The sequence below is a fragment of the uncultured Cloacibacillus sp. genome (genome assembly GCF_963926575.1).
In the GTDB taxonomy this organism is placed as follows: domain Bacteria; phylum Synergistota; class Synergistia; order Synergistales; family Synergistaceae; genus Caccocola; species Caccocola faecigallinarum.
Genome location: NZ_CAWUXW010000003.1, coordinates 97726 through 121405 on the forward strand (window position 1 = coordinate 97726; position 23680 = coordinate 121405).

Below are 23680 nucleotides of genomic sequence, written 5' to 3' on the forward strand. Positions count from 1 at the left end.
CGGCAGACTAAATTAGGTTTGCTCCTGAGCCGCCGGATAGTAAAATAGATAAAACCCGACCAACAGGAGCGAACCTATATGAACGAAGATATATCAAGCAAGGCGTTTTACAGCCGTATACAGGAAAAACTGGAATCTCTCTCCAAGATGGAGCGCAAGACGGCGGAGTGCATGGCGGAAAACCAGGACAAGCTGATCTACGCCTCCATCACGGAGCTGGCCGAGCTTGCGGGAACCAGCGAAGCCACGGTGACGCGGGTCTGCACGAAGCTCGGCTACTCCGGATTCCAGGCGCTGAAGGTCAGCGTAGCGCGCGAGCTGGTGAGCCAGCAGGAAAAGATACACGAAGACCTCAAGGCCGACTCGCCGCCCGAAATGATAATCGACAAGATATTTTCGAGCGCGATACACACGCTGACCATGACGCGCAAGGCGCTCGACGGCAAAGCCGTGGCGGGCAGCATCGACGCGCTCTGCCGCGCGCGGCGCATAGTCGTCATAGGAAACGGCAACTCCGGCGCGATAGCGCTCGACGCGCAGCATAAATTCCTGCGCATCGGGCTGAACGTCAGCGCCTACACTGACGACCACATGCAGATGATAGCCGTCGTCTCCATGACGAAGGACGACGTGCTGATAGCGATATCGCATTCGGGCAGCTCGCGCGACGTGGCCGAGGCGATGCAGGTCGCGAAGGAAAACGGAGCCACAGTAATATCGATTACGAACAACGGCATCTCTCCTGTCTCGAAGCTCGCCGACATACGGCTCTACACATACTCGCAGGAGACGAAGTACAGAACCTACGCGATATCGTCGCGCATGGCCGAGCTGACCATCATCGACACGCTCTACACCGGCGTATCGCTGCGCCTCGGCGACAAGGCCATACAAAATTTCGAAGCTCTGGAGAAGGCGCTCGTCGTCAAAAAATATTAGAACTGTGCCGTTTTTTCGAAGGCGGCGCTTTCTCCCCGGCGAAAATATATTGGGGGAATAACAGTGACAGAAAAGCTTTTCGGCGTTGATTTCGGAACGGGCGGCTGCAAAGCCACCGTAATCGACAAGGAAGGAAACATCTGCGCCTCCGCCTTTGAAGAATATCCTTCCGAACACAAACACCCCGGATGGTCCGAGCAGGACCCATCCCTATGGATAGACGCCTTTGTAAAAACAGTAAAATCCTGCCGCGAGCAGATGAAGGACGGCTTCGACGGCCTGCTTGCGCTCGCCGTAACGGCCTCCACGCACAACGCCGTCCTCATGGACGAGGCGGGCAAGGTCATCCGCCCGTGCATAATGTGGAACGACCAGAGAAGCGGCGACCAGTGCAATCGCCTTAAAGCCGAATACGGAAGCGAGATATTCCGCATAGGCATGCAGATGCCGACGCCGACCTGGACGCTTCCGCAGCTGCTCTGGGTCAGGGAGCACGAGCCGGAAAGCTACGCGAAGGTCCGCCGCCTCATGTTCACCAAGGACTACGTGCGCTCGTGGGTGACGGGAGATTTCTGCACCGACGTAGTCGACGCGCAGGGAAGCCTGCTCTACGAAGCGCGTAAAAACGTCTGGTCGCCCGAGCTATGCGGCATGATTGGACTGCCGCTATCGGTCCTCCCCGAAATCCGCGGCACGAAGGAAATCGTAGGCAAGGTCCGCGCGGAAGTCGCTGCGCTCACCGGCCTGCCCGAAGGCCTTCCCGTCATAGCCGGATGCTCCGATACGGCGGCCGAGGACTTCAGCGCGGGAGCCGTCAACGCGGGACAGATAATCGTAAAGCTCGCGACCGCCGGCAACGTCAACCTCATCACCGACAACGCGGTGCCGCACGAAAAATCCTTCACCTATCCCTATTCTGTAGAGGGCAAATGGTATACAGTGACCGCGACCAACAGCTGCGCCTCCGCCTACAGATGGATGCGCGACGCCCTCTATCCCGCGGAGAAGGAGCTCTGCGCGGCGAAGGGCGAGGACGTCTACATGCTCATGGACGAGCAGGCGTCCAAGGCGGAGCTCGGAGCGCGCGGCCTGATATTCCATCCGTACCTGCTCGGCGAGCGCTGCCCGTACTTCAACCCGAACGCGCGCGGCGACTTCTTCGGCGTCAGCATGGTACACAATAAGGGAGATTTTGCCAGAGCGCTGCTTGAAGGCGTCGCCTTCAGCCTCTACGACTGCCTCCAGGTGCTGAAGAACTTCACCGACAACATGGAAGATATCGTCATCATAGGCGGCGGCGCGAAGAGCCCGCTCTGGAGCCAGATCGTCAGCGACGTCTTCGGCCTCGAGGTGAAGATGCCGGAGCATGCGGAATCCTCGTTCGGCGGCGCGCTCCTCGCCGGAGTCGGCGTCGGAGCCTTCGATAACGAAATGGAAGCCGCGCGCAAGTGCATCAGGATGAAGCGCACCTACAAGCCCGATCCTGAAAACCACGCAAAATATGAAAAAATCTTCGCGATATACAGAGAAATAGTCGAAGCCTCCGCTCCGATATGGGAGAAGCTAGCACGCATAGCGAACGACTAATTCGACGGCCAAAGATTATTTTCCAATAAACGCAGCGCCGCGCCTCCGTTTTACGGACGGCGCGGCGTTTTATATGTTCATCTCCGCAAGCTAGTAGCGGTGTTAAATAGAGGTTAAAATATAAAAATCAAGGGTTTTCGGTATTACCGAAAACCCTTGCTAAATCTGGTCGGGGCGAGAAGATTCGAACTTCCGACCTCTTGGTCCCGAACCAAGCGCGCTAACCAGACTGCGCTACGCCCCGAAAACTTTATAAAAGCCTCTCATCTCTGAGAGGCTGTATTTGCTGGTGGCGCTAACTGGACTTGAACCAGTGACCTGTCGGGTATGAACCGAATGCTCTAGCCAACTGAGCTACAGCGCCATAATTTGGTTGCGGGGATAGGATTTGAACCTATGACCTTCGGGTTATGAGCCCGACGAGCTTCCGAACTGCTCCACCCCGCGATACCAGGTGGTTGGTGCCGAGAGCGGGATTCGAACCCGCACGAGCTTGCGCCCGCAGGATTTTAAGTCCCGTGCGTCTACCATTCCGCCACCCCGGCCAACGGAGAGTATTATACCAACTTTTGATTTCTAGTCAATAGGCTAAGAAAATATTTTCCGCCTCGTTTGTAATCTCGCGCCGCTGTTTTGCTATAATAGTCTGCGGCGCGTCCGCGGCGGGTTTTTCGCGGCGCTCCGGTGCAGTTTTTCGCGCGAAAGGTGAGCGTATGAATTTATTGTATTTATTCAAGGCGATGCCTCTGCCGGTGATGGCTCTCTCTCTGCCGCTCGCGGGTGTCGTTTTCATGGCGGCAGCCATGCTTTACAGCCGTTTTCTCGCCGGGCCGCTCGGACGCAGGCCCGGCATACCGAAGATATGGTACAAGCTTCCGTTCCTGATTATCCTCGTCGCCGAGCTCGTGCTTTCTTACCGCGTGTGGGCGGGCGTCGAGCTCTCTCCGTCGCCGTTTTATTTTCTTTCGGGCGGCGGCTGGAGCGCGGCCGTCTCCGGCGAGGATTTGAAGAACGCGCAGGCTTTGCTGAAGGTCGACGCCTTCGGCGCGGTCTCCGCGATGCTGATGAGCTTCGTCGCGCTCGTCGCGGGGCTGCGCGCGCTCTCCGACAAGCGGAATCTCATAACGCCGCGCAAGGCCGCCTTCTTCCTTCTGACATGCGCGGGGATTCAGGGTATGTTCTATTCAAGCGGGCTCGCCGTGCTCTTCGTCTTTATGATGATGACTCAGGCGGGGGTGACGGGGCTTTACAGCAATTTCGCGGTCGGGGAGAAGCGCCCCGGCGGCAAGCACGTGCTCTATTACGTTTCGCGGGTCGTGCTGCTCGCGATGTTCCTCGCTGGCGCGGTGATGCTGCGGCTGGAATACGGCACCGACAATATCACGACGCTGGCCTCGCTGATAAAGAGCACGCCGTCGTCGCTCGCCGCTTTCGTGCTGATGACGGTGCCTCTGCTCTATATATTCTTCAAGCCGTCGCCGCATCTTTCGGACGCTTCGAAGATGTGCTTCTTCGGCATCAGGACGCAGGCTTCTCTCTTCGCGGCCTTCCGCGTAATTTTCTCGCTCTACGGACCGCTCGACGGCCTTCAGAAGGTTCCGGCGCTGCTCGTCATGCTGGGCTTCGCCTCGATGATAATGGCGGTAGTCTTCCAGAGCGGCGGCAAATCGCCGGTGCATTTCATGGATTCCATGATTATGTATATCAAGGGCATGGTCATCGTCACGATGGGCATCGCGGTGAGCGGCACATTCGGCGCGGAACGCGCGGCGCTCTACGGAGTGAGCGCGCTTGAGTCGATGATAGGGCTCTGGCTGATCTTCCTGCCCGTGGCCGCGGCGCTCTCTGTCGTCACGGTCTATCTCAAGCAGGAGTACGAGGGCTGCGAGCTGTGGCAGGAGGGGATGATGGCGGAGCGCGCGCCGCTCTCTCTGCTGACGCTCTTCATCGTCGTCGCGGCGCTCGCGGGGCTGCCGCCCTTTATCGGCTACAGCTCGAAGCAGCTTCTCTTCCGCTCAGCGAATTTCCTCAGCCCGTTCGTCGTGGTCGTGCTGTTCCTATTTACGGTGCTCATGCTGATGATAGGGCTGCGCTTCCTCGCGTCGCTCGCGCTCAACCGCAGGCCGCAGAAGCACGAATTCCATTTCGCGGGAGAATCGACGGTCGCTTTCCCGCTTATCCTGCTTATGCTGCTCTTTGCGGCTTCGTCCGCCGCGCCTGGGTATGTCTTTGAAAAGATGGTCTCGCCCGCTGTAGCCGCGCTGATAAACAGGACTGCGCTCGCGGGTGCCGCCGCGCCGGGCGTCGCGGACCATGTCGTGATGCCGCGCATATCCACCGGGTTCTTTACCTGGGACGTTTATAAATGGCTGTTGGTGTTCCTCGTGGCCGCCGCCGCGGGCGCGGCGGTCGTGTGCCTCTGCGCGCGCTTCGCGGGCAGCAGCACGGAGCCGGCGCGCGAGGGCGGGGAGGCCGCTTTCCCAATGTTCCCCTCCGAGCGGTTTATCGCGGCTTTCGCCGCGGTCTGCTTCCGTCCGTGGCGCAGCACGGCGGCGGGCGGGCTGTGCGGGATAGCGGCGCTCGTCCTGCTTTTCGCCGCGGCGCTGTTTGTAAGGTGATTTGATATGAGCTCCAGAATTTTTATTTCGCTCTTCCAATATTTCAACGCTTGGCTGCTTATCGCCTTCGTCGTCGCGCTTGCGGCGGTTTCTGAAAAAATATATTTCAGAGGGCTCGCGGCCTTCCGCCCGAAGGCGGCAGAAGTCGGGCGGCCCTCCGTCAACTTCGCGCGCTGGTTCCGCTCGCCCGTCGCTCTGCCCGGCGGGGCGCGCGTGCGGACAGCGCTCTTCTGTCCGGTCCTCGCCTTCGCGGCGCTGCTGACCGTCTGCGCCTGCCTGCCGGTATGCACCTACATTCCCATCATAGACAACGGCGCGGACGTCGTGCAGCTCGCGCAGTTCATGCTGCTTTCCGAGGTTTTCGTGCTCGTCTCGCTCTACGCGGCGGGGACGGAGGAGGCGCTCGAGATTGCGCGCGCCGAGATGCGGAACATGATACGCTTCCTGATACCGTTCATGGCGGCCTGCGCCTCGATAGCGGCCTATCTGATAAAGAACGGCCTCGACACCGACCCGTTCAGCTTTAATTCGTTTTCGCTCTTCGGGCAGATGCGCTCGATGTCGTGGTGCGGCGTCGCGGGAATGCTGCTTTTCATGCTCGCCGTGCTGAGCCAGGCTCCGCAGCGCGGGGCTTCGTCCGGGACGCTGCTGCTTGAGGAGGGCGAGCTTCCGGACTACGGCGGGGCGCCGCGCGGGATTCTGCAAATCTGGTCCGTCGTCAGGTCCTTCATCGTCGTCGCCGTTATGACGTACATCGTATTCCCGAGCGAGCTGATGGGGACCTTCGGCGAGTCGGCGGCCATCGCGTGGAGCGGACAGGCGGTCAACTTCGTCGTCTTCTGGCTTTCCGTCGCGGCTATGCGCGTCGCCGCAGTGCCGCTCTGCCGCGCCGTCGTGGCTGCCGTCGAGAGGCCGCTGCCGGCATACGCGCGCGGGGGCGTCGTCTACGCGCTGACTGCCGCCGCCGTGCTGCTGCTTTGGTACGAGGGCATCGTGCTTTCGATGGAGGCCGCGGCTTTCTAACGCGCGGCTCGTCTGGAACGGGAGGCGGAATTTTGGAAAAGGTCATGATAATTTCGACGGGCGGCACGATCGTCTCCGTCGACAAAGGCGGCGGGGCCGTCCCCGACGCGGAGGCCGCGAGAAGCGTCGTCGCCCCGGCGCTCGATTATCTGCGCGGACGCGGCGTCGAGTGCGAGCCGGTCGAGGCTTTCGGCTCCGCCGGGGTCGACAGCTCCGACATGTCGCCGGAGGAGTGGCTGGCCCTTTCGCGTATAATCGCGTGCGGCCAGGCGGAGGGCGTAAAAAAATTCCTCGTCGTCCACGGCACGGACACGATGGCGTTCAGCGCCGCATGGCTTTCGCTGACGGTCCGCGGCGCGGCGGTCGTCCTGACTGGCAGCCAGCGAACGCCGGGCGAGGAGGGCTTCGACGGCGCGGACAACCTGCTCGGCGCGGCGAGGCTGCTGCTCGAAACGGAGAGCGGCGTCTTCATATATTTCGCAGGAGAGAAATTCCCCGGCGCTTACGTACACAAAGAGGATTCCGGCGCGCTCTGCGCATACGTGCGCACGGGCGGCGGCGCTTCGCCGTGCTTCGGCCTGCCCGCGCAAGCTGTAGAGACGCGCGAAGCGGCGCGGAAGCTCGCCGTCGTTTACCTGCATCCGGCGTATTCCGGCGGCTTTCCGCGCGGCGCGAAGGTCCTCGTGCTCTGTGGCTATGGCTCTGGGAATATGGCGCAGCGGCTGCACGATGAGCTTGAAGCTGCATACGAAGGCGCGGAGCGTCCCGTCATAATAGCGGCGAGCTCATGCGCCAAGGGCGAAAAAAATCCGTCGCGCTACGGCGGCGTCGGAATGGCGGAGCTCGCGGGGAGAAATTTCACGGTTTTCGGCCAGGGAAGCTATTCCCTTGAGTTCCTTATTACATTATCATATTTAGCGTTATTGAGCGGCGGCGAACCCCCGGAGGAGCTTCTCGGGCGCTGCCTTGAAAAATTTTAACGAACGGGTGGAGGCTGGACTTATGGCTTCGGAGAACAAAAATCTGAATTTCATCGAAGAGATCATCACCGCGGACATCGAGAGCGGGCGCGTCAAGGAGGTCATCACGCGCTTCCCGCCGGAACCGAACGGCTACCTGCACATCGGACATGCGAAGTCGATATGCCTTAACTTCGGAACGGCGAAGGAATTCGGCGGACGCTGCAACCTGCGCTTCGACGACACGAACCCCGCAAAGGAAGAAACGGAGTACGTCGAGTCGATAATGGAGGACGTCAAGTGGCTCGGCTTTGAGTGGGCCAATCTCTGCTACGCCTCCGATTATTTCGAGCAGTTCCACAAATGGGCGATAGACCTTATCAAAGCGGGCAAGGCCTACGTCGACGACCAGAGCGCGGAAGAGATACGCACGAACCGCGGCACGCTGACTAAGCCCGGCGTCGACTCGCCGTACAGAAACCGCAGCGTCGATGAGAACCTCGACCTCTTCGCGCGCATGACCGCCGGCGAGTTCGAGGAGGGAAGCCACGTACTTCGCGCGAAGATAGACATGGCGAGCAAGAATCTCAACATGCGCGACCCCGTCATCTACAGAATACTCAAGCGCGAACATCACCGCACCGGAGCGAAATGGTGCGTCTACCCGATGTACGACTTCGCGCACGGCTACGAGGACGCCATCGAGGGCGTCACGCACTCGATATGCACGCTCGAGTTCCAGGACCACAGGCCGCTCTACGACTGGTTCATAGACAACGTCGACGTGCCGCACGTGCCGCATCAGTACGAGTTCGCGCGCCTCAACCTCACATACACCGTCATGAGCAAGCGCAAGCTGCTTGAGCTCGTGACGCTTGGCATAGTCAGCGGCTGGGATGACCCGCGCATGCCAACCATCTGCGGCTTCCGCCGCCGCGGCTACACGGCCTCGTCGATACGCCGCTTCTGCCGCGAGGTCGGCGTCGCGAAGGCCGACAGCCTCGTCGAGATAGAGCTGCTCCAGCACTGCCTGCGCGAAGAGCTCAACAAGACGGCGCTGCGCGGAATGGCTGTGCTCGACCCGGTCAAGCTCGTCATCGAGAACTGGCCCGAGGGCTTCGTAGACGAGCTCGACGCGGAGAACAACCCCGAGGACGCCTCCGCGGGCAGCCGCAAGGTCAGGATCGGCCGCGAAATATTCATCGAGCGCGGCGACTTCATGGAAGAGCCGGTCAAGGGCTTCTTCCGCCTCTCTCCGGGCAAGGAGGTGCGCCTCAAGTACGCCTACCTCGTGACCTGCACCGGCGTCGTGAAGGACGAGAACGGCAGGATTACCGAGATACGCTGCAAAGCCGACATGGACAGCCGCGGCGGCGACGCGCCCGACGGACGCAAGGTCAAGGGCACGCTGCACTGGGTCTGTGCAGGGGACGCCGTTCCCGCGACGGTCAACCTCTACGGCAACCTCTTCACGCTGCGCAACATGAACGACATGGAGGAGGGCAAGGACTATAAGGACTACCTCAACCCCGAGTCGCTGCGCGTAGCGGAGGGCGCGCTCGTCGAGCCGTCGCTCGCGAAGGCCGCGCCGCTTGACAAGTTCCAGTTCCTGCGCCACGGATATTTCTGCGCCGACACGGCGACGACGCCCGAGAAGCCCGTCTTCAACCTCACGGTCTCGCTCAAGGACTCGTGGGGCAAGGAGCAGAAGAAGCAGGGATAATTTACATCTGCGCATAAAGGAGCGGCGCGTCCGTAAAGCTTCGGGCGCGCCGCTCTTTTTATATTTTTTCGTAAATTATCAGAAGCCGCGGAGATTGAGCCTGTCGGAGAGAAGCTCGAGCGCCTTCATGCCCGCGAGCGAATTGCCCTTCGCGTCGAGCGCGGGCGAAAAAACGCCGATTCCCATGCGCCCCGGCACGACGGCGAGGATTCCGCCGGAGACGCCGCTCTTGCCGGGAAGGCCGACGCGCACGGCGAACTCGCCCGAGCCGTTGTAAAGGCCGCAGGTGCTCATGAGGCCGACGACGATGTGCGCCGTCTCGCGCTTTATGAGCCGCCGCCCCGAAACGGGCGAAAGCCCGCCCGAGGCGAACATCGCGCCTATCTGCGCGAGGCCGCCGCTTGTGCAGCGGATGCTGCAGAGCTTGAAGTAGAAATCCAAAATCGACTCCACGTCGCCGTGCAGCAGGCCGACGCTCTTCATGAAGTAGGCGAGCGCGCGGTTGCGGTCGGCGCTGCGCTTCTCCGACGCGCAGACCTTTTCGTCGAAGCCGTCGTCGCGCCCCGTTATCTCCGTGAAGAATCCGAACAGCCGCTCCGCCGAGCTCTCGCGGTAGGCGGTGTGGATGAGCGAGCAGACGGCGATGGCTCCGGCGTTCATGAACGGGTTCGACGGCTTCGAAGAGGTCATCTCGATGCGCATCAGCGAGTTGAACGAGTCGGCGCTCGGCTCCATGCCGACGTGGCGGAATACGTTCGCCGCGCCGAAGTGCTCGACCGCGAAGGCGAGCGCGAGTGTCTTCGATATCGACTGCATCGTGAAGAAGCGCTCCGTGTCGCCCGTCTCCACCGTTTCGCCGCCGGCGGGCGCGCAGCTCAGCGCGAAGAGCTCCGGCGGCGTCAGCGCGAGCTCCGGTATATAGTCCGCAGGCTTGCCGTCCGCGGACATCACGCGCGCGACGTCCATAATTTCGTCGAGAAGTCCTTTATCAAGTGCGCAGTCCTGCATTTTATGCGTTCCTCCTTCGCCGCGCGGCGGGCGATTTTTTTTATTTTTGCAAACGCAAAGCTTCTTACGATATTTTAGCAGAGAAGCCGCCGCGCGCCAAAATTCCCGCGCGCCGCCGAAAAGAGGCGCGCTTTATGGTAAAATATACTAAGCTGGATTAAAAGGCGGCGCACGACGCCGCTTTATTTTTGGAATGTTCCGCGTATCAGCGTCCCGGAGGTAATTGGATGGACCACAACTCAAAGCAGAGCAACTTATTCGAAATAAACAAAGTCATAACTCTGCCGCTCGAAGAAGAAATCAAGCAGAGCTATCTCAACTACGCGATGAGCGTCATCGTGGGGCGCGCGCTGCCCGACGCGCGCGACGGGCTGAAGCCCGTGCAGCGCCGCATACTCTACGCTATGATGGAGCTCGGCGTGCGCCACAACCAGCCGTTCAAGAAGTCGGCGCGTATTGTCGGCGAGACGATGGGTAAGTACCACCCGCACGGCGACGCGGCTATTTACGACACGATGGCGCGCCTTTCGCAGGATTTCAGCATGCGCTACACGCTCGTAGACGGCCAGGGAAACTTCGGCTCTATCGACGGAGACCCGCCGGCGGCCATGCGTTACACGGAGGCGAGGCTCCACGCGCTCGGCGAGGAGATGCTCGCCGACATCAACGAGGACACGATAGACTGGGGGCCGAACTTCGACGAGTCGCTCCAGGAGCCGCTCGTCCTCCCGTCGCGCATCCCTAACCTTCTCGTCAACGGCAGCACCGGCATCGCCGTCGGTATGGCGACGAACATGCCGCCGCACAACCTCGGCGAGGCCATCGACGTCTGCTGCGCAGTCCTCGACGACCCGGAGGTCGAGCTCGGCGAGCTGATGACGCTGATGCCCGGGCCGGACTTCCCGACCGGCGGCATAATCCTCGGGCGCGACGGCATAATCGACGCCTACCGCACGGGACGCGGAAAGATAATCGTCCGCGGCCGCGTCGAGATAGAGGAGCCGAAGAAGGGCAAGCGCGCGATACTCATCACCGAAATACCCTACATGGTCAACAAGACCAACTTCATAGAGACGATTGCGAAGGGCGCGCAGACCGGCATCATCGACGGAATTTCAGACCTGCGCGACGAATCTGACAGAAACGGCATGCGCATAGTCGTCGAGCTGCAGCGCGACGCGGACCCGAACCTCGTGCTGCGCCAGCTCTATTCGCGCACGCAGCTGCAGACGACCTTCGGCGTCATAAACCTCGCCATCGTCGACGGCGGCACGAAGGAGCTGCCGCTCAAGGACATGGTGCTGATATTCCTCAACCATCGCCGCGAGGTTGTGCGCCGCAGGACGGAGTTCCGCCTGCGCAAGGCCGAGGACAGGCGGCACATCGTCGAAGGGCTGCTCCGCGCGCTCGACGCGATAGACCGCGTAATCGCGATAATCAGAGGCTCGTCCGATGCGGCGACCGCGCGCAGCAACCTCGTATCAGAGCTCGACTTCACCGAAATCCAGGCGCAGGCAATACTCGACATGCGCCTGCAGCGCCTCACGGGGCTCGAGCGCGAAAAGCTCGACGACGAACTGGCGCAGCTCCTCATGGACATCGAGCGCTACCACAGCATTTTGTCGAGCCACGTAGTCCTCGACTCGGTCGTCAAGAGCGAGCTGCAGGAGGTCAAGGCCGCCTACAGCGACAAGCGCCGCACAGACATCGAGAACGACGTCGAAGAGGTTGCGGCGGAGGACCTCATCCCCGAAGAGGAGATCGTCGTAGCGCTGACGCGCGACGGCTACATCCGACGTATGCCGCTCCAGGACTACCGCGTGCAGCAGCGCGGCGGCAAGGGCGTCAAGGGGGTAGCTACGAAGGCCGAGGACGAAATATCGATGATAACGACGACTACGACGCACAAGACGCTCTATCTCTTCACGAGCCGCGGGCGCGTCTTCGGAGTGCGCGGCTTCTCGCTGCCGGAGCCCAAGACCGGCAAGGGTAAGCTCATCGGCACGATAGTGACGCTCGAAAAGGACGAGAAGGTCGTCGGCATGAAGGACAGCGCGCTCGAGGGCGCGAAGTTCGTATTCTTCGTCACGAAGCTCGGGACGGCGAAACGCCTGCCCGTGACGGAGCTCGAAGGGCTCACGAGGGCGGGCCGCCGCGTGCTGAGCATCGCGGACGACGACGATATAGCGCGCGTGCGCGTGACGAGCGGCAGCGACGACCTGCTGCTCACGACCGCGATGGGGCAGACCCTGCGCGTAAACGAAGAAGAATTCCGCCCGCTGGGCCGCCAGGCGCAGGGCGTGCGCGGCATCAGGCTCGACGAAGGCGACAGCGTGGTCGGCTGCGACGTGGTAGCGGAGGGGCGCGAGGTGCTCTTCATAAGCGAGCAGGGAATAGGCAAGCGCACCGCCTACGACGAATTCACGCAGCACCACCGCGCCGGATACGGCGTGCGCGCGATGAAGCTTTCGGAAAAGACCGGCAGCCTCGTCGGCGCGTGGGGCGTCCAGGAGGACGAGGACATAATAGTCATAACGAGCCGCGGCCGCATGGTGCGCATCGGCGCGAAGGAAATTTCGACGCTCAGCCGCGCCGCGACCGGCTACACGATAGTCAGCCTCGACGAAGGCGACGCCGTCGCCGACATCAGCATCGTCCGCAGGGACGAGAACGGAGACTAGCGTGAAGCTCGCCCGCGACGGCTGGCCGACGATAGCGGCGCTCGTGCTGATGATGGCGGCGGGGTGGTACGTCTCCCCGTGGATAAGCGTATGCCTCTGCGTTCCGCTCGCCTTCGTATGCTGGTTCTTCCGCGACCCGGAGCGCGAGCCGGAGCGTCCGCTGCGCGACGGGGACTTCCTTAGCCCCGCCGACGGCACGATAGTCGAGATAGAGGAGTCCGAGCACGAATACACCGGCAAGGCCGTCAAGATAGGCATATTCATGAGCGGCTTCAACGTCCACGTCAACCGCTTCCCGGTCACGGGCACCGTCGGCTACGCGAAGTACGTCCCCGGCAAAAAATGGTTCGCGATAGCGCCGAAGGCCTCGGAGATAAACGAGCGCTTTTACGTCGGCGCGGAGTCGGAGTACGGGCGTTTCGTGCTGACGCAGATAGCGGGCATCATGGCGCGGCGCATCGCTCCGCGCGTGAAGGTCGGCGACGTGGTGCGCGCCGGCGGCAGATATGGTATGATAAAGTTGGGCTCTAAGGTGGATATCTATCTGCCGCCCGTTATAAAGCCGAACGTAAACATAGGCGACAAGGTGTTCGCCGGACGCACTATTATAGGAGTGAAGAAAGATGGATAAGCACAAGCGGAAACAGGTGAGGAACATACCGTTCAGAATGATAATCCCCAACATGATAACGAGCGGCAGCGTTTTCTGCGGCGTCTCGTCAATCATACTTACGTCGCACGGCAAGCTCCTTCCCGCCGCAGCGCTTATATGCTTCGCCGTATTCTTCGACGTGATGGACGGCCGCGTCGCGCGCAGCCTCGGCGGCGGCAGCCACTTCGGCGAAGAGCTCGACAGCCTCGCGGACGCCATCAGCTTCGGCGTCGCGCCCGCATTCCTCGTCTACTCCGCCTACATCGGCCCGGATACCGGGATATGGGGGCCGCTCGCCGCGTCGTTCTTCGCGCTCTGCGGCGTTCTGCGCCTCGCGCGCTTCAACGTCACGCACGTCCCAGCGGGGCCGTTCCAGGGGCTTCCGATTCCCGCGGGCGGACTGACGCTCGCCGCTATGGTCATAGCTGGCGCTCCCGTGACGCCGCTCGTCGCGATATGCGCGATGTGCTTCATCGGCGCGCTGATGGTCAGCTCCGTGCCCTACTGCAACGCGAAGCGCCTCAACAAGCACAACGTCAACAAGGTCAAGCTCTACGGCATGACGACCTTCATCGTGCTCTGCTTCGTAGTTTTAAGGGAAAAGGCTTTCCTCGCCGTCGCTTTAATGTATATAATAAGCGGGTTGGTAAGATTCGACGGCGCCGCGTGGATAATGCTCGACGCCGAAGACGAGCGTTCCGCCGAAGACAAAGAATAACGGCAACAGGCAAGGAGTTTATATCCCGGCTTCGCTCGCGAAAGCCGGGTTTTTTATTTGCAAGGAGGAGATTTAATGAGGAAGATAATGACCGGAAACGAGGCGACGGCCCGAGGCGCGTGGGAAGCCGGGCTGCACTTCGCCGCCGCGTATCCCGGAACGCCCTCGACGGAGATTCTCGAAAACCTCGCGACTTATAAGGACGCCGGGGTCTATTCCGAGTGGGCGACTAACGAAAAGGTCGCGCTCGAAGCCGCGGCCGGCGCTTCGATAGCCGGCGCGCGCGCGCTCGCCGCGATGAAGCACGTCGGCCTCAACGTCGCGGCCGACCCGCTCTTCACGCTCGCCTACACGGGCGTCAACGGCGGCCTCGTGATAGTGTCCGCGGACGACCCGGGCCTTTTCAGCTCGCAGAACGAGCAGGACAACCGCTTCTACGCCTCGCACGCGAAGATAGCGATGGTCGAGCCCTCCGACAGCCAGGAGTGTCTCGACTACGTCAAGGAAGCCTTCGAAATTTCCGAGAAATTCGACACGCCGGTGCTTTTCCGCGTAACGACGCGCATCTGCCACAGCAAGACGCTTGTCGAGACCGGGGAGAGAATCGAGCGCGAGGTGCGTCCATACAAGAAGGACGTGACGAAATACGTCATGGCCCCCGCGAACGCGAAGCGCCGCAAGCAGATACTGACCGATCGCATCGCGGCGCTCAAGGAATACAGCGAAACGACGCCGCTCAACCGCGTCGAGCGCGGCACGGGCAAGGTAGGCATCATCACAAGCGGAATTTCCTACAACCACGCGAAGGAAGTCTTCGGCGACGAGGCCTCCTACCTCAAGCTCGGCTTCACCTGGCCGCTGCCGGAGAAGAAAATCCGCGACTTCGCCTCATCCGTCGAGACGCTCTACGTCGTAGAGGAGAACGAGCCCTACCTTGAGAACTTCGTCAAAACCCTCGGCATCGCATGCACGGGACGCGAGAAGCTTCCGTGGATTGACGAGCTGACGCCTGAGCGCGTGCGCCGCGCCTTCTTCCCCGAGTCGGAGGAGACCGGCGGCTACTCGATAGACGCGAACGTCCCGCCGCGTCCCCCCGTCCTCTGCGCGGGCTGCACGCACCGCGGATTCTTCTACGAGGTCGGCAAATACAAAGACATAGTCGTGACGGGCGACATCGGCTGCTACACGCTCGGCATCGTCCCGCCGCTCTCCGTTACCGACAGCGTCATCTGCATGGGCGCGAGCGTCTCGGGCGGCGTCGGCTTCCGCAAGGCTGTCGAGCGCGCTGGCCGCAGCGAAAAGGTCTTCGCCGTCATAGGCGACTCGACCTTCTTCCACTCCGGCATCACGGGCCTCATCGACGCGATAGTCAACAAGGCCCCGATCGTCATAAACATCCTCGACAACAGAATCACCGCGATGACCGGCCACCAGGAGAACCCCGGCACGGGCCGCACGCTCATGGGCGAGCCGACGCACCAGGTAGACCTCAAGGCGCTCTGCATGGCCTGCGGCGTCAAAGAAGAAAACATCCGCCTCATCGACCCCTATGACCTCACCGCGACGAGAGAGGCGATACGCGCCGGACACGACGCGACGGAGCCCTTCGTCATCATCACCACCTCGCCCTGCGCGCTCATCAAGGAAGTCGTCAAACGCCGCGCGAATATGAAGTGCGTCGTCGACGAGGACAAGTGCGTGAAATGCAAGCTCTGCCTCAAGGCCGGATGCCCCGCCGTCAACTTCCGCGACGGCCGCGTATATATCGACCGCGCCTCGTGCAACGGCTGCACCGTCTGCATGCAGATTTGTCCGAAACATGCCATTAAGAGGGAGGGCTAGGCGATGAAGAAAAACGATACGAAAAGCATTCTCCTTGTCGGCGTAGGCGGACAGGGCACGATACTCGCCTCGAAGATACTCTCCGAGGGGCTCGTGCGCAAAGGCTACGACGTCAAGATGTCCGAGATACACGGCATGAGCCAGCGCGGCGGCAGCGTCACGACGCACGTGCGCTACGGCTCGAAGGTCGCCTCGCCGGTCGTCCCCGAGGGCGAGGCCGACGTGCTCGTCGCCTTTGAGAAGGTCGAGGCGGCGCGCTGGCTGCAGTATCTGAAAAAAGGCGGCACGCTCGTCGTCAACGACTTCGAGATATACTCGCTGCCCGTGCTCACCGGCGCGGCGGAATATCCGCACGGCGTCACCGAAAAGCTGAAGGCCGCCGTTCCCAACACGAAGGTCTTCAACGCGGGCGAGATAGCGAGCGGCCTCGGCAACATCAAAGCGCAGAACATCGTGCTGCTCGGCGCGCTCGTCAAGGCGATGGGGCTCGAGGATCTCGACTGGGATTCCGTCCTCAAAGAGCTGATCCCCGAGAAGCTTCTCGACCTCAACCTCAAAGCCTTCCGCGCGGGGCTCGAACAGTAACTCGCACATAATTCACGGCGCGGCGCAAAAGCCGCGCCGTTTTTCTGAAAATCCGCCGCCTGCGAACAACGCGCGGGACGGCGGATTTTTTTATGCCGCGCCGCGCGTGTCCGGCGGGCGGCGCGACGCGGCGTATCTCCGCGCTGCAATGCTTCTGTAAATATCTGTATTTGCCGTGAACTTTGGTATATACTAGAATGAGAAGAGCCGCCGCGCAATTTGCGCGGGAATCCACGCGCGGAGGCGGCGGGCGAAGGGCGGTGCGCCGGTGGAAACTGCTTACATGCTTAAAGAATCGACGGTCGAGGCGGTCGCGCGCGCCGCGTCGCAGGCTGTGGACACGCCGCTCTGCGTCGCGGACGCGGGGCTGAACGTGCGGCTGCTTCTCAACGACGACGGCCAGTTCGGAAAAAGCGCCGCGTCGCTCGCAGCGTGCGCCGGCGGCGAAGCCAGAGCCGAACAGCGAGCCGCGGAGCTTTCGCTGCGCATCGTTCCGGTAGAGCGCGGCGGGCGCACGCTGTGCTATGTAATAACGCCGGATGGACGCGGCGAGGCCGCCGCCGATTATATGAAGGTGCTGATCGCGGCGGAGTGCGGACTGGACGTTGAGGAGGATGCCGCCGCGCCGGAGCGCAGGCGCACGATGCTCGTCAGCCAGCTCGCCGGCTCCGGGCGCATAGATTCAGAGGCGGAGTCGTACCTGAGCGCGCTCGGCTACCAGCGCGACGTTCCGCGCTGCGCCGTGCTCTTCGCCGCATCAGGCGGCGGGACGGAAGGCGAAGGGCCTTTCGCCGCGATAGAGCACCGTGCTGGCGAGCTTGGGCTCTTCGGCGCGCAGGATATATACGGCTGCGCCGATGCTGGGCAGATGATAGTATTCAAGGCCGCGGCGGACGAGGAACGCGCGGCCCGCACGCGAGAGATCGAGCAGACGGCGCGCCGCGTCGCTGAGCTTCTGCCCGAGGGCGCGAAGCTCTCCGTCTGCGCCGGAAGCGTCTACCCGCGCGCGGAGCTGCTGCACAACAGCTACAGCGAGGCGGCCTACCTTTATTCGAGGCGCGGCGGCATGGGCGAAAGCGGCGAGTGCCTGTTCATAGACGACTTCATATTCGAATGGCTTTTTTCAAATCTCGACGGCGCGGCGCGCAGGAGCCTGACGCGCGACATCTCGTCGGCGCTCGGCGCGGGGCGCGAAATGGCGGAGACGGCCGCGGCGCTCTCCGAGGAGGACTGCAGCCCGATACGCTGCGCCGGAGCGCTCTCCGTACACCGCAACACGATTTTGCAGCGCATGAGGAAGATGAAGGAAAACACCGCGCTCGACCCGCTGCACAGCGTGCGCGACCGCGTCGCGCTGCGCGCCTGCGTGCTGCACAGGACGAAGAAGACCGTCTGGAACGGCGGCGTCATAGTCCAGCCGGGCAGCGTCGTCAGCGACGGGCTGAAGCACCTCTCCGAGCTGCTTTACAAAAAGAGCGGCGGCAGCTTCCAGATAAACATGCACACCATCTCTACCTCTGGCGACAACTACAAGCTGCTCGGGATGCTCATGTCCGGCGCGCTGAACATAGTCGTCAGCTCCGCGATAGCGCTCTGCCCCTACACCGACAACAAGGTGTTCACGCTGCATCTTCCGTTCCTCTTCGACTCCGTGGAGGAGGCGGACTATCTTGCGCGCGAGGTGATACTTCCCGAGCTGCGCGACGGCCTCGACGAGGCGGGCATAATCTGTCCGAGCCTCTGGTCGCTCGGCTGGCGCTACATCACGTCGAGCGGCTCGCCGATACGTACGCCCGAGGACCTGCGCGGGCGGCGCATACGCATACTCGCCTCGCCGTCCATAAGAAACTGCTTCGCGCGCCTCGGAGCGGTGCCGATACAGATTTACTACAACAACATAAAGGACGCGCTCGCATCAAAGATGATAGACAGCCAGGAAAATCCCTACAAGAACATACTCGACATGGAATTCTACAAATATCAGGAATTCGTCACGGAGCTGCGCATGTGGTACAGCATGGAGGCGCTCTGCTTCTCGCAGCGGTCGTGGCTTGAGCTCGACGCTGAGAAGCAGAAGATGCTGCGCGAGGCGGTCGACGAGAGCGGCGCGTGGGTGCTCCGCCGCCAGGCCGAAAGCAACCTCGCGGCGAAGAACGAGCTGCTGCGCCTCGGCATGAAGGCAGTCGTCCCCACGGCGGAGGAGGAGGCCATGTGGCGCGCCACCGTCCGTCCGCTCTACGAGACGGAGCCGAGGCGCGACTTCCTGACGCGCATCATGAAAGCGAAGAGAAGCTATGCCGCGGGCGGACGCTGAACGGCTTTTCCGTATGGCCTGCGCCGCCTTCCCTCGCGGCGACGTCGTGCTGACGGAGGGCGGCGTCGAGACGGCGAAGACGGAGAAGCTAAGCTGCGCGCGCCCGCCGCTTTCCGCCGGGGCGCGCAAGGAGGCCGCCGTCTTCTCCGACGGAGGGAAGCTTTTCTACCGTGTGCAGCTTCCTCTGCCGCCGTCGCACATGCTCGCGCTCTATCTGCGCGCCGAAGATTATTCGAGCGCCGCGCAGCCGATGCTGATGCTCGACTCGCTCGCGCAGGCCGCCGCGCGCGGCGCGGAGGGCGAAGGCGCGGAGCGCGCGCCGCGCGGCGAGAGCCAGCTTCTGAACAACCTGCTCTACACCGACACGCAGGAGATGAAGGTCTACACCTTCCTGCTCGCCGAAGAGCAGGGGAAGAGCCTCGAGATACCGCGCGCGGTGTGCGTCGTCGCCGGAGCTCCTGCGAAGCTCGGGGAAGCGGCGCTCGCGGCCTCGCGCTTCCGCGGCGCGGGTGAGCAGGACATCTGCGGCGTGACGAGCGAGGGGCGGCTCGTTATATGCCGCTGCCTCGAAGAGGACGGGCGCTCGGTCAAGAGCCAGCTCGACGGATATCTGCGCGCGCTCGCCGAAAGGATAGAGACGCGCTGCGGCTTCCGCCCGACGGTCATGGCGGGCACCTACGCGCGCCAGCCCGAAGAATACCGGCTGAGCCTCGAGGCGGCGCTCATCGCTGGCGAGTGGGCGAAGGCATCCGGCGCGGCGGGCGGCGTTGTTTATGCGTCGGACTATATTCTCGAATACACCTTCCAGAAGACGGAGCCGGCGCGCCTGCGCCACTTCCTCGCGCCCTACGCCGAGAAACTGCGCGCGGAGCCTGAGCTCGCCGCGACGGCAGAGGCGCTCATCGCGAACGACATGAACGTGATCCTGACGGCAGAGAAGATGTATGTGCACAGAAACACAGTCACGCTGCGCGCTGCGCGCCTGCGCGAGCTGCTCGGCCTCGACCCGCTGCACAAGGACGCCGATAAATTCCTCCTGATGCTTGTCTGCGCCTACATTAGGCGATATTGCTGATTACTGCGCTGCGTTTTTCCGCATTGAGGCGCGCGAACGGATATATGTGCTCCGTGCACATTTTATTCGCCTTTTTGTTAGAAAACGGCAATATGGAAAATTTTTCACATGGCTATAGAATATATAGCGTGAGATAAAAATAGGAGCGACGGCGGAATCGCCGGTAAAAAGGCAAAAATCAGGACGGCCGGGCGTACGACGGGCGGACTGATGGTTTTATGGGCTTTCGCCCGAAATAAAAATAACGAAGGGACGTAGTAATTATGAAAAGGTTTGTCATCTCCGCAGTAATGGCCCTCATGATGGCCTCCGCGGCTTTCGCGGGACAGGCCGAGGCCGCGACGACTCTGAGACTCGGACACGTCGTCGCCGACAACAGCAGCCTTGACAAGGGGCTCGACTATTTCGCGAAGCTCGTTTCCGATAAGTCCGGCGGCGAGCTCAAAATCCAGGTCTTCCCGAACTCCTCGCTCGGCGACAACACCGCTATGATGGAGCAGCTCCAGTTCGGCTCGCTCGACATGATGGCCCCGTCGGTCGCCGCGCTCTCCGGCTTCACTCCGAGCACCGCGATCTTCGACCTGCCCTACCTCTTCAAGAACGAGGCCGCTGCTGAAGAAGTCCTCGACGGTCCTCTCGGCGACAACGTAGGCAAGGCGCTCGAACCGCAGGGCTTCTACCTCCTCGGCTGGATGACGCAGAGCTGGCGCCACCTCACCTGCAACAAAGAAGTAACGAAGCCCGCCGACGTAGCCGGCATCAAGATCCGCACGATGGACAGCAAATATCACATGGCTCACTTCAACACGCTCGGCGCTTCCGCGATACCGATGGCCATGTCCGAGCTCTACACCGCGCTTCAGCAGGGAACAATCGACGCGCAGGAGAACCCCTACACGAACATAGTCAACTCGCGCTTCTATGAAGTACAGAAGTACGTCGTCGAGACGGGCCATATCTATGACGCCTGCCCGCTCATCATCTCCACAATCACCTGGAAGAGACTCGACGATAACCAGAAGAAGATAATCAAAGAAGCCGCCGTCGAAGCGGTCAAGTGGGAGCGCGCCGAAGTCCGCAAGGACGACGATATCTTCCGCGAGCAGGTCAAGAAGAGCGGCACGACCGTCATCCAGCTCACGCCCGAGCAGCGCGCCGAGTTCCGCAAAGCGGCGCAGCCCGTCTACGACGAATTCGTGAAGGAGCAGGGACAGACTGGATCCGACGCCGTCAAGGCTGTCGAGGCCGTCAACGCCAAGCACTAATCCTTCACGCTGCGAACGATAAAACCGCATAGGTTTTTGAAGCCGCGGGGAGAGTATGGCTTCCCATGCTCTCCCCTTTGTTGTCTCAAAAAAAGGAGAATCTCATGTTAATCGACAAAAAAGCTCCGTGGTACGACAAGATAGAGATCGCGATGATAATCGTCATCTTCAGCATACTCACGGTGATTCTTTTCGTAAACGTCGTCACGCGCTTCTGCTTCCACTACACGGCGACGTGGTCGGAGCAGGCCGCGCGTTACCTCTTCGTCTGGATGACCTTCGCCGGCGTCAGCCTCGCGGGCAAGACGAGCTCGCACCTCCAGGTGACGGTCGCGAACATGGTCTTCGGCGAGGAGCGCGCGAAGACGGTGTTCCTCATCGGCGACGTCATCGTCGTCCTCTTCGGATGCCTTCTCACGTACAAAATCTTCGGCGTCATGATGCGCGTCATGTCGACGGGCCAGGTCTTCCCGGCGATGACGTGGCTGCCCTCGTGGACGCTCTACCTCTCGGGCGTGCTCGGCATGGCCGGCTTCACGCTCAGGGTCATCCAGCGCCGTTACAGATCGACCGCCGCTGCAAAGCACAAGGAGGCGTAAATTATGATAGCGTTACTCATCGGCACACTTCTGGTGCTTCTCTTCCTCACCGTTCCTATCTTCGCGGGGCTCGCCATCTCGACGCTCGCCGTCTTCATGGCCTACTTCCCCGGGCAGATGATGGACATGATGCTCGCGCAGTCGATGGTCAAGAGCTGCGACTCCTTCGCGCTGATGGCGATACCGTTCTTCATGCTCGTCGGCACGCTGATGTCGACCTCGGGCCTCGCGCAGAAGCTCGTCAAGGTTGCGGAATCTGTAACGGGCGACTCCGCGGGCGGCCTCGGCACCTCGGCCATGATAGCGAGTATGCTCTTCGCGGCCATCTCGGGCTCCGGCCCGGCGACCGCGGCGGCCATCGGCGGCATAATGATCCCCGCTATGATGAAGCAGGGCTACGGCGCTGAGTACTCTGCGACGTTGCTCGCCTCGGGCTCGACGATAGGGCCGGTCATCCCGCCGAGCATTCCTATGATCATGTACGCCGTCACGATAGGCTGCTCGACGACGACGCTCTTCATGGGCGGCGTAATCCCTGGAATAATGATGGGCCTCGGCCTTATCATCTACAACAAGCTCTACTCAAAGAAACATAACTACCGCGGCAAGCCCTCTTCCGGCGGCACGATGAAGGCCGTCCGCGAAGGACTCGGCGCTCTGCTCATGCCGGTCATCGTCCTCGGCGGTATCTACACGGGCATCTTCACGCCGACCGAGTCAGCGGTCGTCGGAGTCGTCTACTCGCTCGCGGTCAGCACCTTCATATACAAGACGCTGACCTGGGACGGCCTCAAGGAAGCCTTCGTCGACGCGGCGATAACCTCCGCGACGATAATGATCCTCTTCGGCGGCGCGAACACCTTCGGACGCATCCTGACGCTCGCCGACATTCCGAACCAGATAAGCGCCGCGATACTTTCTTTCACGGACAGCAAGGTGCTCATCATGCTGATACTGAACTTCATACTGCTCATCGTCGGCATGTTCATCGATACGAACTCTGGCGTAATACTCTTCGCGCCGATCATCGTCCCGATACTCAAGGCTCTCGGCTATCACGAAATATTCATCGGCGTCATGATGGTCGTCAACCTCTGCATCGGTATGCTCACGCCTCCTATGGGGCCGAACCTTTTCATAACGATGAAGATAGCTGGCGTTTCGCTCGAACAGGCGATGAAGCAGGTAATCGTGCAGGTCGTGATACTCTACATAGTCCTCGCGGTTATGATTCTGATTCCGGACACGGTGCTGATTCTTCCGAAAGTCTTCGGAATGATTCCATGGTAAATTTTTTGCGAGATTTCGCGACAGTTAAGGAGATAGGTTAAAATGTACTTGGCGAATGAGTTGGACGTAAACGGGCGTCTTCTGCGCGGCAACGTGCGCATGCCCGACGCGGGCGGGCCTTTCCCGACGATAGTCTTCCTCCACGGCTTCACGGTGTGGAAGACGGGGCCGCAGAGGCTTTACGAGGAGTTCGTCCGCATGGCGGTCAAAGAGGGCTTCTGCGTCGTGCGCTACGACTTCTACGGAACGGGCGAGAGCGAAGGCGAGTTCTATGAAATGACCATCGGCAGCGAGATGAACGAGACCGCCGCTATTTACAAGTGGGCGAGCGAACAGCCCTACGTCGACACGAAGAACATGTTCCTCGGCGGCCACAGCCTCGGCGCGCTTCTCGCGCTCGTCGAAGCTCCGCACATACAGCCGAAGGCGACCTTCGGATGGTCTACGGCGCTCACGATGCTCTTCCAGGCGGGACAGCGCACGCGCACGATGCGCGGGCCGACCGAGCGCGGCTGGGACATCGACGGCCTCGAGCTCTCGCGCGAATTCATGGACGAGTGCGCGGGCATGGACTTCCTCGAGATGGTGAAGGGCTACGACAAGCCGGTGCTGCTCATCCACGGAACCGGCGACGTCGACATCCCTGTCGAGAGCGCCTACGCCTTGAAGAAGGTCTACGGAGACAGCTGCGAGCTGGACATCGTCGAGGGGGCCAACCACCGTTTCCTCTCGCTGCCGTGGAAGAAGCACGCTTACGAGAAGACTCTGGAGTTCTTGAAAAATCAGCTTGACTGAGAGGGTG

Annotated in this window: 18 protein-coding genes and 4 tRNA genes; 17 read left to right on the plus strand and 5 right to left on the minus strand. The window is 61.4% G+C overall.

Translation table 11 applies throughout. The features are described from left to right. Positions 1–78 precede the first annotated feature (78 nt). Positions 79–939, plus strand: coding sequence for a MurR/RpiR family transcriptional regulator (locus ABGT66_RS05505; protein WP_346689369.1), 861 nt, complete (start codon positions 79–81; stop codon positions 937–939). A 63-nt stretch (positions 940–1002) separates the two neighbouring features. Then, positions 1003–2526, plus strand: a complete 1524-nt coding sequence (gene xylB / locus ABGT66_RS05510) for a xylulokinase (RefSeq protein WP_346689371.1) — start codon at positions 1003–1005, stop codon at positions 2524–2526. Between the two features lie 166 nt (positions 2527–2692). On the opposite strand, the gene ABGT66_RS05515 is transcribed toward xylB, so the two are convergent. From ABGT66_RS05515 to ABGT66_RS05530, 4 genes are all read right to left on the minus strand, one after another. Then, a tRNA-Pro gene (locus ABGT66_RS05515) sits at positions 2693–2770 on the minus strand. Positions 2771–2813: 43 nt separating this feature from the next. Then, a tRNA-Met gene (locus tag ABGT66_RS05520) sits at positions 2814–2890 on the minus strand. A 6-nt stretch (positions 2891–2896) separates the two neighbouring features. Continuing rightward, positions 2897–2973 (minus strand) — tRNA-Met (locus ABGT66_RS05525). A 12-nt stretch (positions 2974–2985) separates the two neighbouring features. Further along, a tRNA-Leu gene (locus ABGT66_RS05530) sits at positions 2986–3071 on the minus strand. Between the two features lie 177 nt (positions 3072–3248). Between ABGT66_RS05530 and ABGT66_RS05535 the strand changes: the two genes are divergently transcribed. Genes ABGT66_RS05535 through ABGT66_RS05550 form a run of 4 tightly spaced genes read left to right on the plus strand, consistent with a single transcriptional unit; the run spans position 3249 to position 8849 of the window. After that, complete coding sequence (locus tag ABGT66_RS05535) at positions 3249–5144, plus strand: hypothetical protein (protein WP_346689373.1); 1896 nt, start codon at positions 3249–3251, stop codon at positions 5142–5144. Between the two features lie 6 nt (positions 5145–5150). Then, positions 5151–6167: a hypothetical protein gene (locus tag ABGT66_RS05540; RefSeq protein ID WP_346689375.1), complete on the plus strand. Its 1017-nt coding sequence runs from the start codon at positions 5151–5153 to the stop codon at positions 6165–6167. Positions 6168–6199: 32 nt separating this feature from the next. Next, the gene (locus tag ABGT66_RS05545; RefSeq protein WP_346689377.1) at positions 6200–7147 is read left to right on the plus strand and encodes an asparaginase domain-containing protein; all 948 of its coding nucleotides are present in this window, start codon (positions 6200–6202) and stop codon (positions 7145–7147) included. 22 nt (positions 7148–7169) lie between these two features. Next, complete coding sequence (locus tag ABGT66_RS05550) at positions 7170–8849, plus strand: glutamine--tRNA ligase/YqeY domain fusion protein (protein WP_346690446.1); 1680 nt, start codon at positions 7170–7172, stop codon at positions 8847–8849. A 78-nt stretch (positions 8850–8927) separates the two neighbouring features. Here the strand turns inward: ABGT66_RS05550 and glsA are convergent, their stop codons facing one another. After that, positions 8928–9857 (minus strand): glutaminase A, encoded by a 930-nt coding sequence (gene glsA, locus ABGT66_RS05555; RefSeq protein ID WP_346689379.1) that lies wholly within the window; start codon positions 9855–9857, stop codon positions 8928–8930. Between the two features lie 227 nt (positions 9858–10084). On the opposite strand from glsA, the gene gyrA reads away from it, so the two are divergent. The 11 genes from gyrA (at position 10085) to ABGT66_RS05610 (ending at position 23673) form a co-directional block, all read left to right on the plus strand. Then, the gene (gene gyrA / locus ABGT66_RS05560) at positions 10085–12538 is read left to right on the plus strand and encodes a DNA gyrase subunit A (RefSeq protein ID WP_294193802.1); all 2454 of its coding nucleotides are present in this window, start codon (positions 10085–10087) and stop codon (positions 12536–12538) included. Between the two features lies 1 nt (position 12539). After that, positions 12540–13169, plus strand: a complete 630-nt coding sequence (locus tag ABGT66_RS05565) for a phosphatidylserine decarboxylase (protein WP_294193801.1) — start codon at positions 12540–12542, stop codon at positions 13167–13169. Continuing rightward, entirely contained in the window at positions 13162–13908 is a 747-nt protein-coding gene (gene pssA / locus ABGT66_RS05570; RefSeq protein ID WP_294193800.1) for a CDP-diacylglycerol--serine O-phosphatidyltransferase, read from the plus strand. Before ABGT66_RS05565 ends, pssA begins: the two co-directional genes overlap by 8 nt. 75 nt (positions 13909–13983) lie before the next feature. Further along, positions 13984–15750, plus strand: a complete 1767-nt coding sequence (iorA, locus tag ABGT66_RS05575; RefSeq protein WP_346689382.1) for an indolepyruvate ferredoxin oxidoreductase subunit alpha — start codon at positions 13984–13986, stop codon at positions 15748–15750. 3 nt (positions 15751–15753) lie between these two features. Next, complete coding sequence (locus ABGT66_RS05580; protein WP_346689383.1) at positions 15754–16335, plus strand: indolepyruvate oxidoreductase subunit beta; 582 nt, start codon at positions 15754–15756, stop codon at positions 16333–16335. 268 nt (positions 16336–16603) lie between these two features. After that, a complete protein-coding gene (dctP, locus tag ABGT66_RS05585) occupies positions 16604–18649 on the plus strand; it encodes a TRAP transporter substrate-binding protein DctP (RefSeq protein WP_346689384.1) in 2046 nt (681 codons plus the stop codon). Further along, positions 18630–19724 (plus strand): helix-turn-helix domain-containing protein, encoded by a 1095-nt coding sequence (locus ABGT66_RS05590; RefSeq protein WP_346689386.1) that lies wholly within the window; start codon positions 18630–18632, stop codon positions 19722–19724. The genes dctP (ABGT66_RS05585) and ABGT66_RS05590 overlap by 20 nt, the downstream gene beginning before the upstream one ends. Positions 19725–19987: 263 nt before the next feature. Further along, positions 19988–20989 carry a TRAP transporter substrate-binding protein DctP gene (gene dctP, locus ABGT66_RS05595; RefSeq protein ID WP_346689388.1) on the plus strand — a complete coding sequence of 334 codons (1002 nt, stop codon included), beginning with the start codon at positions 19988–19990 and terminating at the stop codon, positions 20987–20989. 104 nt (positions 20990–21093) lie between these two features. Then, positions 21094–21588: a TRAP transporter small permease gene (locus tag ABGT66_RS05600; RefSeq protein ID WP_346689390.1), complete on the plus strand. Its 495-nt coding sequence runs from the start codon at positions 21094–21096 to the stop codon at positions 21586–21588. 3 nt (positions 21589–21591) lie between these two features. Further along, positions 21592–22878, plus strand: a complete 1287-nt coding sequence (locus ABGT66_RS05605; protein ID WP_346689392.1) for a TRAP transporter large permease — start codon at positions 21592–21594, stop codon at positions 22876–22878. Positions 22879–22920: 42 nt separating this feature from the next. Then, complete coding sequence (locus tag ABGT66_RS05610) at positions 22921–23673, plus strand: alpha/beta fold hydrolase (protein WP_294192906.1); 753 nt, start codon at positions 22921–22923, stop codon at positions 23671–23673. Positions 23674–23680 lie beyond the last annotated feature (7 nt).

Excerpts from the sequence above, each read along its gene's own strand:
- ABGT66_RS05505 (WP_346689369.1), top strand. The coding sequence starts at position 79 with ATGAACGAAGATATATCAAGCAAGGCGTTTTACAGCCGTATACAGGAA.
- ABGT66_RS05540 (WP_346689375.1), top strand. The coding sequence starts at position 5,151 with ATGAGCTCCAGAATTTTTATTTCGCTCTTCCAATATTTCAACGCTTGG.
- ABGT66_RS05550 (WP_346690446.1), top strand. The coding sequence starts at position 7,170 with ATGGCTTCGGAGAACAAAAATCTGAATTTCATCGAAGAGATCATCACC.
- glsA (WP_346689379.1), bottom strand. The coding sequence starts at position 9,857 with ATGCAGGACTGCGCACTTGATAAAGGACTTCTCGACGAAATTATGGAC.
- gyrA (WP_294193802.1), top strand. The coding sequence starts at position 10,085 with ATGGACCACAACTCAAAGCAGAGCAACTTATTCGAAATAAACAAAGTC.
- pssA (WP_294193800.1), top strand. The coding sequence starts at position 13,162 with ATGGATAAGCACAAGCGGAAACAGGTGAGGAACATACCGTTCAGAATG.
- iorA (WP_346689382.1), top strand. The coding sequence starts at position 13,984 with ATGAGGAAGATAATGACCGGAAACGAGGCGACGGCCCGAGGCGCGTGG.
- ABGT66_RS05580 (WP_346689383.1), top strand. The coding sequence starts at position 15,754 with ATGAAGAAAAACGATACGAAAAGCATTCTCCTTGTCGGCGTAGGCGGA.
- ABGT66_RS05590 (WP_346689386.1), top strand. The coding sequence starts at position 18,630 with ATGCCGCGGGCGGACGCTGAACGGCTTTTCCGTATGGCCTGCGCCGCC.
- dctP (WP_346689388.1), top strand. The coding sequence starts at position 19,988 with ATGAAAAGGTTTGTCATCTCCGCAGTAATGGCCCTCATGATGGCCTCC.
- ABGT66_RS05600 (WP_346689390.1), top strand. The coding sequence starts at position 21,094 with ATGTTAATCGACAAAAAAGCTCCGTGGTACGACAAGATAGAGATCGCG.
- ABGT66_RS05605 (WP_346689392.1), top strand. The coding sequence starts at position 21,592 with ATGATAGCGTTACTCATCGGCACACTTCTGGTGCTTCTCTTCCTCACC.
- ABGT66_RS05610 (WP_294192906.1), top strand. The coding sequence starts at position 22,921 with ATGTACTTGGCGAATGAGTTGGACGTAAACGGGCGTCTTCTGCGCGGC.